This window comes from Bacteroides sp. GM023 (assembly GCF_014750685.1).
Classification (GTDB): Bacteria; Bacteroidota; Bacteroidia; order Bacteroidales; family Bacteroidaceae; genus Bacteroides.
The window spans coordinates 1003468-1021360 of the sequence record NZ_JAAXGE010000002.1 but is presented as its reverse complement, the minus strand read 5'-3'; the positions used below and the strand labels follow the sequence as shown (position 1 = coordinate 1021360).

Annotated in this window: 18 protein-coding genes; 4 read left to right on the top strand and 14 right to left on the bottom strand. The window is 35.6% G+C overall.

Translation table 11 applies throughout. The features are described from left to right. From HC965_RS06310 to HC965_RS06300, 3 genes are all read left to right on the top strand, one after another. On the top strand, window positions 1-375 hold the full coding sequence (locus tag HC965_RS06310) for a DUF3244 domain-containing protein (RefSeq protein WP_191030657.1): 375 nt from the start codon (window positions 1-3) through the stop codon (window positions 373-375). 114 nt (window positions 376-489) lie between these two features. Beyond that, on the top strand, window positions 490-2001 hold the full coding sequence (locus HC965_RS06305; protein WP_191030656.1) for an MAC/perforin domain-containing protein: 1512 nt from the start codon (window positions 490-492) through the stop codon (window positions 1999-2001). 117 nt (window positions 2002-2118) lie between these two features. Beyond that, complete coding sequence (locus HC965_RS06300; protein WP_191030655.1) at window positions 2119-3582, top strand: MAC/perforin domain-containing protein; 1464 nt, start codon at window positions 2119-2121, stop codon at window positions 3580-3582. 141 nt (window positions 3583-3723) lie between these two features. On the opposite strand, the gene HC965_RS06295 is transcribed toward HC965_RS06300, so the two are convergent. From HC965_RS06295 to HC965_RS06240, 12 genes are all read right to left on the bottom strand, one after another. Next, window positions 3724-5115, bottom strand: coding sequence for a hypothetical protein (locus HC965_RS06295; RefSeq protein ID WP_191030654.1), 1392 nt, complete (start codon window positions 5113-5115; stop codon window positions 3724-3726). 75 nt (window positions 5116-5190) lie between these two features. Beyond that, window positions 5191-6303 (bottom strand): dTDP-4-amino-4,6-dideoxygalactose transaminase, encoded by a 1113-nt coding sequence (rffA, locus tag HC965_RS06290; RefSeq protein WP_191030653.1) that lies wholly within the window; start codon window positions 6301-6303, stop codon window positions 5191-5193. After that, window positions 6300-7484 (bottom strand): acyl-CoA reductase, encoded by a 1185-nt coding sequence (locus HC965_RS06285; RefSeq protein ID WP_191030652.1) that lies wholly within the window; start codon window positions 7482-7484, stop codon window positions 6300-6302. The genes rffA and HC965_RS06285 overlap by 4 nt, the downstream gene beginning before the upstream one ends. 2 nt (window positions 7485-7486) lie before the next feature. After that, on the bottom strand, window positions 7487-8569 hold the full coding sequence (locus HC965_RS06280) for an acyl-protein synthetase (RefSeq protein WP_191030651.1): 1083 nt from the start codon (window positions 8567-8569) through the stop codon (window positions 7487-7489). Beyond that, window positions 8570-9979, bottom strand: coding sequence for an AMP-binding protein (locus HC965_RS06275; protein ID WP_191030650.1), 1410 nt, complete (start codon window positions 9977-9979; stop codon window positions 8570-8572). Next, window positions 9979-10959 (bottom strand): transketolase family protein, encoded by a 981-nt coding sequence (locus HC965_RS06270; RefSeq protein ID WP_191030649.1) that lies wholly within the window; start codon window positions 10957-10959, stop codon window positions 9979-9981. Before HC965_RS06270 ends, HC965_RS06275 begins: the two co-directional genes overlap by 1 nt. Continuing rightward, on the bottom strand, window positions 10956-11774 hold the full coding sequence (locus HC965_RS06265; RefSeq protein WP_191030648.1) for a transketolase: 819 nt from the start codon (window positions 11772-11774) through the stop codon (window positions 10956-10958). The genes HC965_RS06270 and HC965_RS06265 overlap by 4 nt, the downstream gene beginning before the upstream one ends. A gap of 1 nt (window position 11775) precedes the next feature. After that, window positions 11776-12531, bottom strand: coding sequence for an SDR family NAD(P)-dependent oxidoreductase (locus HC965_RS06260; protein ID WP_191030647.1), 756 nt, complete (start codon window positions 12529-12531; stop codon window positions 11776-11778). Continuing rightward, window positions 12515-12754: an acyl carrier protein gene (locus HC965_RS06255; protein ID WP_191030646.1), complete on the bottom strand. Its 240-nt coding sequence runs from the start codon at window positions 12752-12754 to the stop codon at window positions 12515-12517. The genes HC965_RS06260 and HC965_RS06255 overlap by 17 nt, the downstream gene beginning before the upstream one ends. A 25-nt stretch (window positions 12755-12779) precedes the next feature. Beyond that, window positions 12780-13520 (bottom strand): hypothetical protein, encoded by a 741-nt coding sequence (locus tag HC965_RS06250; RefSeq protein ID WP_191030645.1) that lies wholly within the window; start codon window positions 13518-13520, stop codon window positions 12780-12782. After that, complete coding sequence (locus HC965_RS06245) at window positions 13517-14443, bottom strand: glycosyltransferase family 2 protein (RefSeq protein WP_191030644.1); 927 nt, start codon at window positions 14441-14443, stop codon at window positions 13517-13519. The genes HC965_RS06250 and HC965_RS06245 overlap by 4 nt, the downstream gene beginning before the upstream one ends. A 44-nt stretch (window positions 14444-14487) precedes the next feature. Next, the gene (locus tag HC965_RS06240) at window positions 14488-14913 is read right to left on the bottom strand and encodes an EamA family transporter (protein ID WP_223854743.1); all 426 of its coding nucleotides are present in this window, start codon (window positions 14911-14913) and stop codon (window positions 14488-14490) included. A gap of 189 nt (window positions 14914-15102) precedes the next feature. Here HC965_RS06240 and HC965_RS06235 point away from each other — a divergent pair, with 189 nt between their 5' ends. Beyond that, complete coding sequence (locus HC965_RS06235; RefSeq protein WP_191030643.1) at window positions 15103-15894, top strand: family 6 glucosyltransferase; 792 nt, start codon at window positions 15103-15105, stop codon at window positions 15892-15894. 23 nt (window positions 15895-15917) lie between these two features. Here HC965_RS06235 and HC965_RS06230 read toward each other — a convergent pair whose 3' ends face one another. Then, on the bottom strand, window positions 15918-16829 hold the full coding sequence (locus HC965_RS06230) for an alpha-1,2-fucosyltransferase (RefSeq protein ID WP_191030745.1): 912 nt from the start codon (window positions 16827-16829) through the stop codon (window positions 15918-15920). Between the two features lie 2 nt (window positions 16830-16831). Then, window positions 16832-17800 (bottom strand): glycosyltransferase family 2 protein, encoded by a 969-nt coding sequence (locus tag HC965_RS06225; protein WP_191030642.1) that lies wholly within the window; start codon window positions 17798-17800, stop codon window positions 16832-16834. Between the last annotated feature and the right edge of the window lie 93 nt (window positions 17801-17893).

Sequence of the window (17893 nt, the reverse complement as noted above, 5' to 3'; positions counted from 1 at the left end):
ATGAGAAAGTTAAGTTGTACATTACTGCTAATTGTCATTTCATTTATGGCAATAGGAGCTACTGCTCCGACGGGAGAGAAAAGAAGAGTTATAGATCTCAAAAGATGGGACAAACAGCAAAAAGAGGTTATTTTCATTCCAATGGTAGCTATTCTTGAAGATAGCCATATTGAAGTACAGTTCTTAAAGCGTCAAGAACATTTAGGAACCATCCAAATCAAGGACAAATATGATAACATTGTATATCAAGACGTAGTAACTTGCAATGAACAGATAACTTATATAATTAAGTTGGAAAAATTTAATACCGGCCAGTATAAACTACTTTATTCAGATGCAAGCATAAAACTCATCGGAGAATTTGTGATTGAATAATTAGTGGCATATACCTAAATAACGACACAAGAATAAAATCAACAAAATCCTCTCGAATATTTTTTCACTTGCTATATTTTATAGCTCTTATTTAACTATCTAAATATCAACATTATGAAAAAGAGACATTTTTATTTTATTTCTATGATCCTATTAGGATTAGTAGTTAGCAATTGCAGTGAAATGGAAGACGAATTTGCATCAGCGAATGAGAACAAACCACAAGAGGTTACGACCACTACCAGGGCTATGGGAGACGGACAATATCAGGTTTTAGGTTATGGATATGACATCACTGGAGAATATTTGGAAAGACAGTCGATTAAGTTACAAATTCTAAACATAGACAGCTTCGTAAAACAAAACGGAGGGCTGTATCGTGTAGAATCTGTAAATGAAATAAACGACAATATGTATCTTGGTGAAAACTTTATGAACTATGTGAAAGATGTCATAAAGAAGAGTAATTTCTCGGGGTCAGTCGCAGAAAAAATGGCTAAAGTTGATACAGAGAAGGGCGAAGTTCCGTATTCATTTTCAGCATCATATAATGGAGAAAGCACAAAAAAGAAATCTATAACAACAAAGGAGACATTCTTCAAAGTGGATCAGACCAAACATTTAGAACAGTATATTCTCTACGCAGGTCCGGATACTTTATCAAACTACCTAACCACCTATTTTAAAACAAAACTCAATACAGCTTCTCCCGATGACATTGTTGAGGAATTTGGCACGCATATCCTACTTGACTTTCTCGTTGGAGGCCGTTTATCCGCTTATTATACATCCACTATTACAGATAATCTAAATAGTGAATCAAAAACGCACATAGCTAAGGCAGGTGCAACCTTTGCACTAAAAAAAATCGGGCTTTCTTTCTCCGGTGGTTCGACAAGTACGGAAGTAGAAACATACCAAAGAAAAAACACTAACTGGTCATGCCAAGTCATAACAAAAGGAGGACAACATAATGGACATAAAGTAACCATATCATCAGAGGGAGTCGTAAATCACACCTTAGACTTTAGTGAATGGCAAAAGTCTGTCGACAAGAATCATTGTGTTCTGACTGAAATCAATTTTAATAAGACTTATCCTATCTATGAATTCATTAAGGATCCTGTAAAAAAGCAACAAATTAAAGATGCGGTAATCAGATATATCAATAATCAGAAAAGACCAATATTAAAACTCAAACCAATGTTCCAGCTCAAAAGTAAAAATACAGGAGACACATGGTGGGTATATACAAAAGATGAAGTTGATTACGCTGTCAACAGATGGGGAGAAGAATTTCAAGGTCTTTTAGGTTTTGTACTTGCAGAATCCGATCCTGACGCCCGCCCAATGTATAGATTAAAAAGCCGTAAAACATCAGATACTTGGTATACTTTTGACTGGGGAACAGTACAGTACGCCATCGCAAAATGGAATGAAGAATATTCAGGCATAGATGGATACTTGTATGCAAATTCACATGACGATACCCGCCCTTTGTATAGACTAAAAAGTCGTCGCACTTCAGATACTTGGTATACTTGTGATTGGGGAACAGCGCAATACGCCATCGATAAATGGAAGGAAGAGTATGGAGGAATAGATGGGTATGTTATAAATCCATAAATTCAAATAAATATATAATTGCCTCTATCTAGAGAAAACTTAAAACTTGCTTATTTAAAGCTGAAACATATGGTATTTTTTTATCATATTCAATTATTATCTGTAAAATAAAATATTATGAGAAAAAGATATTGTTTATTTTGTTTATTAATCATTTGTTATTCTTGCTCAGAACTTGAAGACTTTCCAGGCAATTCTCCTTCTGAATCCTCATTGAATTCTACAACTAGAGCTGCTGGTGATGAAAAGTATGATGTGTTAGGATATGGTTATGATGTGACAGGTGAATATTTACATCCTTTATCTGTCCGGAATCCTGTGCTTAATATAACAAAGTACGATCAAGAAAAGCATGAACGAGTGCAATATGGCACTTCTTCTTTTGGACATGATCAAATGTATTATGGTTACTCTGCCTCAGATTACACAAAAGACATTATAAATGAAACGAATGTTAATTCAAATATGAGCTATGGCAATGAGAAAGTTGACACAGTACCTTATTTCTCTGGAAACATAACCAATAATAATTATTTAAAAACCGAATATGCCTATTCTGATAAATATTCATTCGCTAGTGTAGACGCCGTTAGGAATCGTAAATATATTAAATTAAACGATGAAGTAAGCAGCTTGTCGCAATACTTATCAGAAAGCTTCAAGGAAGATTTAGCAAGGCTTTCTCCTGATAGATTAATAGAAAGATATGGTACTCATGTATTAACTGATTTTGTCATTGGGGGGCGTTACAAATTAATGTATAGATCTGTTATTACACATACAAAAGATGCAACTCATAAAAAGACGACGGTTGCCTCTGGACTTAAGGCAGCATTGTTTGGAATTGGTTTTTCTTTAAATATTTCAAGAACTGTTCAAACAGATGAATCTTTAGTTAAAGATAATCAGAACAAAGAACTTTTTGTTCAATTTTATGGCGGCAATGGTACAAGTCTTAAATATGATTTAGAAAAAGGAATGCCTACTGGCGTAGACGTACAAAGTTGGGAAAACTCTGTCTCTTTAAGTAATGCATGCCTTACTAACATTAACTGGAAAGAAACTTATCCTATTTATGATTTTATATCGGATCCAGTGAAAAAGGAAGAGATAAAACAGGCTGTATTTAAGTATATAGACAACTCTCGATTTAAAGAGCTCAAATTAAATATCTTATATGCTTACGACTGTCGACAAGGCCGAAAACACCTCGTTACTATTGATGATGGGATAGCAACTCGTTATCCAGATTGGAAATTTTGGAACTATGATGGATACATTCTTGCAGAACAACTACCTGGAAGTATCCCACTATACGAATATAAGACCAATGACATAACATTAGATTTCTTCACAACAACAATTCCTAATTACGATTTAATGAATCCACTCTATAGAAAATCTATGATTTTAGGCTATGTTTATGAAAGTATGACAGAATTTACAGTTCCACTTTATGAATATTATCATACTGAACATGATGACCACTTAACAACTTTAGATCCCAACATTATTTATAATCATGGAGGATGGATCCGAGTAGATCCTCCTATAGTCGGGTACGTTTATCCCAATAATTAAGTATCAAGATGGCACGTGTCAGAATTACAAATCCAAGATCTCAGTTCACAAAAACATATCATAAATAAGAAATACTTAAAAAGGCAGATGCAATTGTTAAGATTATCAAGCATCTGCCTTAACTATATAGTTCATATTGATTCACTGCAAAAGTACATGTACATCTTTATACGTATAAGATTGATATGGAGACTTGAACTGCTTGATAAACTCACCATACAAAGGATGAGAAGTTTCTATAATTAAGACCTCAGCATCCTTTACCTGATCTAACAATTGCAAATCCTCTTCAAACCCAAAACGCGTGTTCCGATAGTTGGTTGGAGCAATATCAACCAATCCATAAAGATGAGGAGTTACAAGATAGTTCCATTGACGTGCCACAACCGTTTTTGATTTAGGTGGAACTACTTTTTGTAAAAAACGAACAACCTCAAGCTGCTGATCCCTAGTTATTGTACAATGGTTATTTTCATCTCTTCGTGTAATCTGATAGTTTTCTGTTGCCTTTACCAAGAAAAAGACTGCAAATGATAGAACAACCAAACAAGATGCTATTCGAACCCAAACAAACAAAATATTATTGAGGATAATTGCTACCAACACCACAACATAAGGAACTATAAAAATCAAGTAGTGGGGCGATGTATCATAATAATTCTGCAACAATAAAAGAAAAATAGAGACAGATAGAAATATCATTCTCTTTATTTCCAATCTACTCGAACTATTCCAAACAATCGGAATCAATAGAACAATAAAAAACATATGAAAAAAACGCTTTCGAAGTACTTCTACAATTCCAGAGAAGCTTCTTCTCCCATATCCTGTTCCCAGCAAAAGAGTAAAGTAATCTCCTTGACCTGTCAAAAAGACAAAAAATAAGTGAACGATTAATACAGAAATCAGTGACCATAAAGCAACCTGCAAAACAGTCAGTATTCTTTCTTTTATCGTCTTATCTACCCTCAGCAATAAAATCAACATAGCATAAACTGGCGCATACAACAATGCGTATTGTTTGCACAAGAAAGCCAACGTTAAACAAAGTCCAGCTATCCCTAAACACCTTTTGTTTTTGAGTAAAATGTAAGTGCCCAATAATCCCCAAAAAGTAGCAAAAGGTTCCAACCCTAAAAAAACAGACTCTACTGAATAAAGATATATTATATATAAAACAATGGTATATTGTCTTATAAACTTACTGATTCCAAAATTCTTTAAGATCAACCATATTAGATATCCATTTGCCAAATTAAAAAGAAACGCAATATACATTGGTACTAATGGAGAAATACCTGTTCCACAAAGCGTATAAGGGATACTTAAAATATAAAAAACAAAAGGAGGATATCCCAAACTTATGTCACGATATGGGATCAAGCCCTGTGCTATACTCTTTGCCGCTCCTACATAATACCCATAATCTGCATTAACCGGAACTATTGTCAAGCTATAAATATAACTACAAACTAAAATGAAGACAAATAGTATGTAACCATATTTGCTTAATATTAACTCAATATTTTTCATATATATATTTTTACATAAAAAGGAGAAAGTTTCTCACTAAAGCAATAAAAGAAAGCATTAGCCTCAAATCCTAAACTAACCACAGATAATGCGAACTATCTCAGCCACCTCTACATCTGCCAACTCATAAAACATAGGTAGACGTACTAAACAGTCTGCAAAATGGTCTGTATTAGCCAATACTCTTCCGTCATGTTTATCATGATAATATTCACTACTATGCAATGACAAATAATGAAATACAGCCAACACTCCATTCTCTTTCAGCTTCTTGATTAATTCAGTACGATGTTCCAATGATTGACAAACCAGATAATACATATGAGCATTGTTGGTTGCATAATCAGGAATATTAGGCAGAGTAATATTTGGCAAAGCTGCTGCTGATAATGCATCATTATATCGGTTCCATAGTTCTGTCCTACGTTGCTGGATATTCTCCAAATTTTCTAACTGTGCCCACAGAAACGCAGCAATAACTTCCGAAGGCAAGAAAGAACTCCCCGTATCAACCCAACCGTATTTGTTTACTTCTCCTCGGAAAAATTCGGCACGGTTAGTACCCTTCTCCCAAATAATTTCTGCACGGCGGATAAATCGTTCATCATTGATGGCCAACATTCCACCTTCCCCAGAAATTATATTTTTGGTTTCGTGAAATGAGAAAGCTGCCAAATGTCCGATACTCCCTAAAGGCTTTCCTTTATAACAAGAATCAATCGCCTGAGCAGCATCCTCAATCACTAAAAGATTGTATTTCCGTGCCAAGTCCATAATAGGGTCCATATCACAAGCCACTCCTGCATAATGAACAGGAACAATTGCCTTTGTATTAGAAGTGATCAGTTCCTCAATGCGTGTAGCGTCAATATTCGGATTATCAGGGCAACTGTCAGCAAATACAATCTTCGCTCCCTGACGAACAAAAGCCAATGCTGTTGAGACAAATGTATATGAAGGAACTATGACTTCATCACCCGGCTGAATATCAGCCAGTATAGCACACATTTCCAAAGCATCAGTGCAAGAGGTCGTCAATAGAGATTTCTTAAAGCCATACTGTTTCTCGAAATACTCCTGACATTTCTTGGTAAACATCCCATTACCTGAAAGTTTGCCACCATACACTGCCTGGTACATATAATGTGCCTCTTTTCCTGTTAAATAAGGTTTATTAAAAGGTATCATAAGATTGAAATTTCACGTGATAACATTGTTATTAAATCATAGCCATCCCAAATCAAAGAGAAGTCTGTCGTTTTGCCAATTGGCACTATACGATCTATTCCCTTGATATGATTATTTAAAACAAACTGTTGTAACTCATCTTTTGAGAACCCGAAGTAAGCCAACGTTTGATATTTAGTAGTAATAATAGATGCCAGGTCGTTAAAATCGGTAGTTGAATATTCTGAGAAATATCCACCTGCACACCTATATTGAGGAATATCAGCAGATAATTCTCTCAATCTGACACGCCATAAGTTATTGTTCTCATTTTCCTCCTTTATCACATCTGACAAAATAGCCTGTCTATAAAATGCAGACAATTTATCAACAGCTAAAATAGGTTCTAACTTATATTTCCGGTCTACATACTGCTGCAAAGCAGTCCAAAAGTATTCCTTAGCTTTTTCTATCTTGTCCTCTGTACCTATCCATATCATTAGTTGTGGTGCTGAACAAGCATTTTGATCAAACAGATAAGTATCATTATAGAAGCCCTCGACAATCTTATCTAAAGAAGGCTCTTCAAGTATAGATATTGCATTGAGCACACAAACAGAATAACGGTCGGCAAATGCGATATCATAACTTCGCGGAGGAAGTGGGGATTGACGTATGGTACGAATAGTTTCATCACCTCCCCAAATAACCCTAACATCAGCTAAAGCCGAATAGGTCGTAGTTTCTATTCCACCACGCTCGTATTTAATTAAATGAATCATTCGGGAAACCGTATGAGACCGCTCATCGGCTGAAAGTGTTCGGAGTGCTTCAACAATTAAATCTACTTGACGAAACTGTTTTCCCGGAAGTCGCACTATATTATTATTACCTGCCAATAATCCACAAATCAGAGAATAGGCAAAATTGACCGGAACATTAGAGGGAGCAATATGAAAAACAATCCCCCGCCCCAAACGCAAAGAATTAGTTGCATACTCTTTCTGAAGATGTAACAGATTTGCCTTTCTACAGAAAAAGGCAAATGTCACTACATCCGGATAATGCCTTACTTCAGGCATCCGGAGTAATGCCGACGAAAGCTCATTCAAATAAAGAATTACCTCATCAGAGAAAGGCGACAAGGGGTAGGATTGTTGAAATTCCTCATCTGATTTATATTGATTAAACAGCCATTCCATAATTATCGTTTTAATTGATACGTATCACTGCATCCTCGGATTTCCGCATTTTGAATCCGTCCTAATATCTTAAAGTATTTTCCTTTGCGACCACATGGGCAATCATCTTCACCCAACAATACACCTTCATCTTCAGTCAGCAAAGAGTGCCCAGGATAGCTTCTCGGCAACATGGAAACAACCTGAATCAGTCCTTTCTCATTTTTTCCTGCAAGACTAAAGTCATCCGCTCTACGAATCAATACATCAGAGAAAAGAGGAGCATGTAGATGCCCGCATTCACACTCCATATAAATCGTTCCCGTTTGCTCAACCATTCCATAGTAGTCGTACACTTTTGACAGTCTGCAAATTTCGGACAATCGCTGTTTAAACTCTTCCTGACTTACTTTCTCCGAAATCAATTTCTTCCAGCCTCCTCCATGTATCAGCAATCCGTTGCTTAGATCCAGATGAACATCTAATTCCTTTAACTGCTTGTAGAAATGCTGCCAAATCATAAAAGTGAAACCAAACAAAAATATCGGCTGACCTTGATGCTGATCCAGGAAAGAACGTACTCCTTCGACATCAAGTTTCATTTCAGAATCAAGAGCATAATAGCGCTTGGAACCAAACATTGAAAACCCCAATATACCCGCTCCCCGTGCTGAAAACATAGCCCGATTCTTGATTACTTCCGAACTATCCAGAATTAACATCGGAACTCGTTGGTTACCAATAAATGACGAAACAATTTTAGCCAAGACTTTCGTTTGCAGACTAGATGTTTCGCGATCTAAATAGATTCTGGAAACAGCTTGTCCTGTCGTTCCGGAAGAAGTCATCGTTTTAACAACTTCATTTCGAGGAACACTCACTAAATCAAACTCCTTAAATAAACGAACAGGTAAAAAAGGCAAGTCCGTATAATAAGGCAAATTATTTAAGTCCAAATTCAAAGCCTGAAGTATCTTCCGATACGGCTCGCAATGTTCCGCATGATACTTCGTTAATTCCCGAATAACCTGATTCATCAATACACCCTTTTCTTCTCTGTCCAAAGAATAAGGGTTTTGTTCTAATATTGCGTTAATATCAATCATTTATTCTATACTTAGGTGAGCATATAATACTTTCCCTGAATTATTTTTAGGTATTTCATCTATCCGTCTTACTATAAAAGCTGAAATATGAATACCTAACTTATGAGCTATAAACGACCGAATTTCATCTTCCTTTCCTAATTGGAGAGTATAAATATACATCTTATCGTCCCTACCAGTACATACAATATCCGAATAAAGTGCTTTCAGGAGCTGTTCAGAGGCATCTAAATTAACCCGGTTTCCGAATATCTTGATAAACCTCTTTTTACGCCCCACAATATAATAATAGCCATCACTATCTACTTGAGCAATATCACCCGTCGCTAAACATCCTTGATTTTCATCCCCTAGTAATAGATCGTCACGCGACTCAGCATATCCCAAAGATACATTTTCTCCAAAATATACCAATCCTCCACTTTTCCCAGCTTCGCTGATCTCATTCCCCAAATCATCCATCAACGTAAAACGTCCTCCCGGAATGGGTATTCCGATACTTCCAATTTTATTTAATGTTTGTTGATATGGCAAATAGCTCATTCGTGCTGTTGCTTCCGTCTGCCCATACATCACAAAGAAGCGCTGCCCCGTCTTTTGCGCATGTAATGCAAAAAACTCAATCAAATTGTCATTCAATTTACCTCCAGCCTGTGTTATCGTCCGCAAATCCGGAAGATTCATCCGTTGAAATCTCAAACGGTACAGCATTTCGAAAGTATAAGGAACTCCTGACATAGAAGTGGCCTTTTGCTCTTTAAGCATATTCCAAAACTCCTTCTCCATCAATCCACGTTTAGACAAAAGCAAAGTTGCTCCTTTTATTACATGGCTATTGATAACAGATAACCCAAAAGAATAATACATAGGTAACGACGTTATCGGTCGTTCTCCTGCTGTAATATCTAAATATTCAGCTATGGAAGAAGCGTTTGCTGAAAGATTTTGATAGGATAGGCGCACTAATTTAGGGCTTCCGGTACTTCCAGATGTAGTCAGAAGCAATCCTAAATCTGTATGTAAATGGATTTGATCGGAATTCAATTCAATTAATGAGTATCCATAATCCTGATATATCAGCTTTACATTTGTAAATTCCTGCACTCTGGAATCAGGCACCCAGATAAGATTCGGCTGGTACTTTCCGACCATCCCCTGCAATAATTCAGAATCCAATTTAGCATCCAACATCAAGGCTACCCATCGATTCTGCATAAAAGAAAGATATCCCAGCAATGAACCGATACTATTTTCTGCTAAGCAAAAGACTAAGGGTCGTTCACGATGATACACCTGCCTTATATTTATTGCAAAAGACAGAGCTTGAGAATAGCTATATGAGTTCCCATCCTCGTCAACGGCAAGAACTGACAACTTATAATTCTGGAGTATATCTTTTATTGAAATCATCAAACCAAAGACTCTAATTTGTTTTCCACTTTTGCAACTATCTTTTCAACCGAAAGCCCTGCTTGTTCTAATAGAAAATCAGGATCTCCCGGACTTAAGAAAGTATCTTCTATTCCAATACGAAAAAGGCAAGGGGCATTTTTCTCCAAAGTTAAACATTCAGCAACTGCAGAACCTAACCCACCCAACACATTATGCTCCTCAAGTGTTACAATCATTTTTTTATTCCGGGAAATTATAGAAGCATCCAATGGCTTGATAGTATGCATATCTACTACCTCGGCAGAGATACCCTTCTCTGCTAAGATTTCAGCAACAGTTAATGCCTTATACACCATCATTCCTGTTGCTATAATCTGAATATCCTCTCCTTCCTTTAAACAAACTCCTTTTCCCACTGTAAATGTGAACTCTTCTTTGTAAATTGTTGGACAATTCAAACCACCTGAAAGCCGTATATATACAGGTCTCTTCAATTCTACTGCAGCATGAAATGCCTTTACGGCCTGCCCGGCATCCGAAGGAGAAAGTATGACTATATTAGGAATAGCTCTCATTACTGCCAAATCCTCTATTGAATAATGCGTATTTCCGGAAAATCCCATTGAAAGCCCAGCGCCACTTCCTATCAAAATAATATTTTGCTGCATATATCCCATATAGTGACGCACTTGCTCACAACTCCTCAAAGAAAGGAAAGTTGCATAAGTGGTAGCAACTGGCAAAAATCCTTCCGCTGATAACCCGGCAGCAACTCCCAGCATATTCTGTTCCGCAATTCCTATATTATAAAAATTATCCGGATATTGGTTTCTGAATCGTTCTAATCCTGAAAGAGTGGCTAAATCAGCAGTGAGTACGACAAGATTAGAATTTTGTCCTATAGCATCAAATATCCCTAAGCCGAATATTGCTCCTCGTTGACCTAACCTGGAATAGGTTCTTGCCTTTAATGAATTAAATTCTGCCACTTGTGTCATGATTGAGAAATTTCTAATAAAGCTTGTTGATACTGTTTTTCTGATAATATAGCATGATGCCACTCTTTCACATTCTCCATAAAAGAAACTCCTTTTCCTTTCACAGTAAAAGCCACTATAACTTTCGGTTTGTTTTCTTCCTGAAATCCATTGAATGCAGTGAGAAGTTCTTGCTCCGAATGTCCATCAACTTCTTGTGTTTCAAATCCAAAAGCAGAGAACTTGTTTCTCAATGATGAAGTATCCATTACAGTCTGCGTAGAACCATCATACTGCAAACCGTTTTTATCTACAATAACGACTAAATTATCCAAATGATAATGTGAAGCACACATCGCAGCTTCCCAAATAGAACCTTCGTCACATTCACCATCACCTATCACACAATATACCTTAGCAGACCTTTGTTTGCGTTTCATTGCCATTGCCACTCCTACAGCAAAAGGTAATCCCATCCCCAAACTACCACCAGAGAATTCTATTCCCCGAGATAATGAACGAGTAGCATGTCCATGCAAAAATGCGCCATTCTGTTCAAATTGTTCTATTTCTTTGTTGGATAAAAAACCGAATCTATTTAATGCTGTATAATAAGCCAAAACACAATGCCCCTTACTAACAATCAGCCGATCACGAGATTCACTCTCTCTATTATTCGGTTCAATCTTCATAATCTCAGAGTATAACACCGAAAATATTTCTATTGCTGACAATCCTCCACCTAGATGAGCTCCATTCTTACCAGCCTTAAAAGCAATATCCAAGGCTTGTTTTCGCATCTCATAAGAGATTTTTTTTATTTGCTCTATGTTCATATTATACGCCTCCATCTACCCGAATGACTTGACCATTAATAAAGCTAGACGAATCAGATGACAAATAGAGAACGAGGTCAGCTACTTCAGCCGGATTTCCTAAACGTCTCATCCCGTTCTGTTCTAGCATTTTTTCTGCAGCTTTTTCCTCCATCTGCTCAGCCATCTCGGTATTAATCAGACCAGGCGCTACTGCATTCACACGAACTCCACTTGTTGCTAACTCTTTAGATAATGTTTTAGTGAAATATATCAAAGCAGCTTTACTTGAGCCGTAAGCAGTGTACCCCGCCATACCATCAATACCAGCTATTGATGCCATATTGATAATTACTCCGCTTTTCCTTTTCTGCATCCACTTAACCACATATTGAGTTATTAATACTTGAGAAAAGAAATTGATTTCAAAAACTTCTCGGAGCTTTGACATTGAAGTCATTGACAGAAAACCACCAAAAGCTACCCCAGCATTGTTCACCAAAATATCCACCGATATTTTTTGACGAAAAATATCCCGCATCGCGCCAGCAATACTTTCAGAATTAGACAAATCAATCTGCAATACTTCAATATGAATATTATAATGTTTACGAAGAGAATCCAGATACAAAGAAAAATCTTCAGTTCTGGTCCGAATACAAGCTACAATATTAACCCCTTGCGAAGCAAACTTCGTAAGAATCTCTTTCCCGATGCCACGATTGCAACCTGTAATCAGAGCTGTTTTTCCCCGTAAATCACTATAATTCGACTCCATACTTTTCTTTCAGAATTTCAAGTCCTTTTTCATAAGATGATAAATCAATTATATCATCTGTTTCCATCATGATATCAAAAGTATCTTCCAAATTTGCCACTAAAGTCATATGTCCTACCGAATCCCATAACTCTACCGATTGATAACTCAATCCTTTCAGTTGATTTTCTGTAATCTCCAGTGTCGAAGTAAAAACCTGATTGTACTTTTCTATATTTGTCATTTTTTCGAGTATATATAATTAGTTTTTAAATTTTCGAATTATGCTTCACAAAGACATTATATATCTTGTTGGGTAAAAAGCCTAATTGAGCATGCAACTTAACAATAGATAAATTATTAGATGATACATAGGTTGAAATATATTTTCCTCCTCTTTGTATGACATCTTCTATAGGTTTCGCTAAAACAGAAAATCCTAGTCCTATTTTTTCCTGATTACCTAGATACAAACCCGCTAAAAACGGATAGTAAGTTTTCTCATCAAGTTGTTTCTGAATAAAAAAGCCAATAGCAGATTCTTTATAAACAATCTCAAATAATTCTGCGCCCCGACTTATCTCATCTCTTATCCAATATTTATAACGATTGGCCGCTTGTTCTTTTGTAAAATTAAGATCAAGATAGATACGATCTGTATTAAAAAGTCCTTTATCAAGTTCTGCCTCAAATTTCTCCAATTCTTCTTTTGCTATCAGTTTACGATAATGAATTAGTGAATTAAACCGTTGTTCTAAAGCAGAAAGTCTATAATTACGAACATCTAAAAACATATTCATATTTGCCTCTATAAAAACGTACCCTAGTTTTGCCAATAAAAAATGAGCTTCAACATTAGGGGCATCTACTTTTACAACCAAATATTGAACAGAAGACAGCCGGGACAATTCATCCTCTACATACAACAGAGAATCATCTTTCTCAATTGTCACTTCACAACAAGTAACTCCTAGATTTCGTTCTTCCCAAGAAGCGTTTATTATCTTCATTTCTCAAGATTTATAGTTTCATCAATAATAAATAATTGTCGATTCTTAACCTCATCAAAAATTTTTCCAATATATAATCCTACAATACCTAACACAAAAATAGTCATTCCGCCAACAAACCAGATCGAAAAGATAGTTGTTGTATAGCCATGTACCAAATTTATTCCTGTAAAATAAGCAATAACATTATATAAAGCTAAAAGTACAGAAATAAAAGAGATTACAAATCCAAACTGTACCGCCAATAATAATGGCTTAGTACTATTAGAAACTAAAACGTCTACCGTTAACCTTACTAATTTAGATAAAGTGTAGCTACTGCTTCCCTCATATCGTTCAGAGTGGGCCACATCAATAGCTGTAGTCTTAAATCCCAGATAAGCGATTAATGAAGGGAAAGAACGAGCTTTTTCTGTCATTTTATTGTATTCCAGAATCACTTTTCGTTTGTAGATCCCAAAATTTGCAATAGTTCGATCGCTCTTACTACCACTTAAGTATGAATAAGCCTTATGGAAAGCCCGCGAACTCATTTTCTTCCAAAAACCATCCAAACGTTCTACTCTTCGAGCATAGACAATATCCCATCCTTCTAAAGCTTTGGCATACAAATTAGGAATCTCATCCGGACGATCCTGTAAATCACAATCCATTACAACTATCCACTCACCGGATGCATAAGTCAATCCAGCTGTTATCGCATAATGTTGCCCAAAATTACGACTCAAGTTTATACCTTTTACTCGCGAATCTTTACGGCAAATCTCCCGTATTTTCATCCATGAATGATCAGGCGAGGCATCATTTACGAGCACAATCTCAAAATCATGCGTTAATGGCTCTACATTCTTGATAATTTGTCGAACCAGTTCTTCTACAATATTCTCAGCTCTATAAATTGGAGATACTATACTTATTTTCATATTTTTATATTTCGAAGACTAAAAAGGTAATCTAGTAATTCACGTTATAACTTTACTGTCACCAAAATACCAATCATGATCAGTAGTAATCCTAAAATCTTACCTATTGTGAATGTCTCTCCAAGTACCAAAATACCAATTACAAAAACCAATGCAGGAGAAAGCGACATAAACGGATAAGCATAAGTTAATTCAAACTTAGTCATAGCCAACATCCAAAAGATAGAAGCAATAAACGCACTTACAAATCCTGAGAAAATCAATGGATCAAATAAAAACTTCACATAAGAAACTATCATTTGCCCCACCCCTTCAGTTGTAGTCAGAGACCAATTTAAATTTGAAATTCTCCACTTTAAAATAACCTGACCATAGACAGTAAACAGAATGGTTAATAATATATATAAATATCCCATTGCTAAGTTTTTAATTAAGGTTGCAAAGATACGACTAAGTAAATAAAAAGCCAAATAATACTGTTTTTTTAAGAGTACACAAACCACTTATTAACAGTGACTATTTCCACCATAATAAAGTAGAATCTACTTTATACAAAAGGGAATTATCGATAATTCATAGAAAATAAAAACACTTCAAATAAATATCATAAAATAAATCTTTATATATTTGCTGCTAATATTAATCAAAAAAGAAGTAAAATGAAAATTGGCATACTATATATTTGCACTGGTAAATATGATATTTTCTGGAAAGACTTTTACCTAAGCGCAGAGCGCCATTTTCTGCAAGATTCATCTTTCACTCTTGAATATTATGTATTCACAGATAGTTATAAACTATATGACGAAGAGAACAACAAGCATATTCACCGAATCAAACAAAAAAATCTAGGATGGCCTGACAATACATTAAAGCGCTTCCATATATTCCTACGCATCAAGGAACAATTAGAGCGAGAAACCGACTACATTTTTTTCTTCAATGCCAATCTATTATTTATATGTTCCATTGGTAAAGAAATGCTTCCAACTCCAGATAGCAACGGATTATTAGGAACTGTACACCCCGGATTCTACAACAAACCTAACTCCGAATTTACATACGAACGAAGAACAACTTCTACTGCCTATATTCCAAAAGGAAAAGGCCTGTATTATTACGCAGGAGGCCTTTCAGGTGGGCGCACAGAAGCCTACTTGGATCTCTGTACAACGATTTGTTCATGGGTTGACAAGGATGCCGCAAACCATTTAGTACCTATCTGGCACGATGAATCCCTAATCAATAAATATTTCATAGATAATCCACCAGCCATTACATTGTCGCCCGCATATCTATACCCCGAAGGCTGGTCCCTTCCTTTTGAACCAATTATTCTCATTCGAGACAAAAACAAACCTGAATATGGCGGACATGAATTCTTGCGAAAAAGATGTTCGTTATGGAAAAGAATTAAACTAATATGCCAAAAAATTAAATTGGCAGATTAGTTTAGTCATTCTATTTATTTCTGTTATAAAAATATAGGATTATGGAAAACTCCTTTCCACTGATATTCAACTTCATCATCACAAAGAATTACAATTTTATCTGCACTATCCCTCAATAAGGCGCCATATTTTCCCAATGTGCCTTTACTTGTTATTTGGTGTTGGCAATAAGCTATCAAAAACAGATCCATATACCCTTTATCCGATCCATTTATATCCACTACTCTATAATTTTGATTCGCAAATTCAAGATAAGGAATAAGTTCTGATGCTACCCATTCTGGCTCATCTGAGAAAAAGTAGAAGTAAGGCGCTATAGTCTCTTTTTTCATATAATCAACAGCCTCTTTAAAATAGCTCAAAGAAGCGGGCTTCCCATACGCTGGAATTTCAACACTCAAATCTCCCCGTCGCACATGTACTGCCACTGAGTTTATATTTTGTTTTATTTCCGACATTAGCATTTTACTATCCTCATCAAATATATCAGATGACATTCTATAAGTAGACATAAATGCGGGTACCCAAATATTTATTGGCAAATGATAATATCCACCTAAATAAATTGGTGGTTTTTTCTCTAAAAACGAGAAATCATCTATCCGTTCTGATGTATTATTCCCAACATAATAAAAATGCCTCTTATAATAGGAAATTTCCAGCTCTGTTGCAATTTTTAGTTCCAAATAAGGAAACACTTTCAACAAATCAAAATTACGAGCAAATTTATAATTCAAATCACTTCCCCATTCTTTATAAAAGGATAAATCATACACAACCTTACATCCATGCTTTCTAAAGAACTCCCCTAATAAATATTGAAGCATTTGAGAACAAACACCACCATCCATCAGCACTACAACCTTAGGAGTAACTAAGTGAGCTTTCAACATTCTTTTATAACAGCTTCTTTGCCACTTTCTAATAATACTCATTTTCATATCTTATTTTGCCAACTATACCGCAACAGATTCAAATATCCCAGCCCGCTAGATATCTTATAAACTGCTACTATTTTTTTCTCTCTATTAGATAAACATTCTTCCAAATCAGGAAATTGCCCAAGTTCTTCCAGTATCCGCCCCATTTCTTTATTGGCATCCACTAGTTTTTTCCAATGAAGCCTCATCATCGTATTTTTCAAATGAAACAATGCCAGCTCCCGCTTCAAGGCCACAGTCAAATTATTTCTATTCATGTAGTCATCAAACCAAGACACATATATATTAAAATCTTTATAAGTTTTATCATCCAGACAATGAGACATTGAAGATGGATATATTCCATAATTGAGAATTGGAGTATCAATAGAAACCACTTTTTTAGAATATAACAAAAGTTGAGACGAAAGTACAGCATCCTCTCCAAAAGCAATATTAAGCCTCTCTACATTATTCAAATACAAAGAACGAAGGTGAAATTTAGCCCAAACCGCCCAATAAGCCTTAAAACTAAGTATATATTTTAGATATTCAAGTCCAGTCATTTCCTCAAACTCTATAACCTCAGAAAGCCATTGTTTTTCTCCTTCACAGAAATAAAATGGAGCTATCACAATATCAGCCTGCGCCTCTTCAGCTTTAGAAACTAAAAGTTCAATAGCATTTTGCTGCAATGTATCATCACTATCTAAATATTGTATATATTTACCACGAGCCAATTCAATTCCATCCTTTCTAGCCTTCACCAAACCCTCATTCGACTTATGTATATATTTTATCCTGTCATCCAAATTCATATACTTACGTATAATATCAGGAGAAGAATCTGTACAACCATCGTCAATGATAATTATTTCCAAATCATCATACGTTTGTCCAATAGCACTTTGGATGCAACCTTCTAAATGGGTTTCACTATTATAAACAGGAATAATTATCGAAACTAAAGGTATTTGTTTTTCCATTTCTAATAAACTTAGTGTACAATAACTTAATCTTTACTAACTGCCATTTTAACAACCCCTCAAATACTTGCTTGCGAGAAAAGCAATAAATAA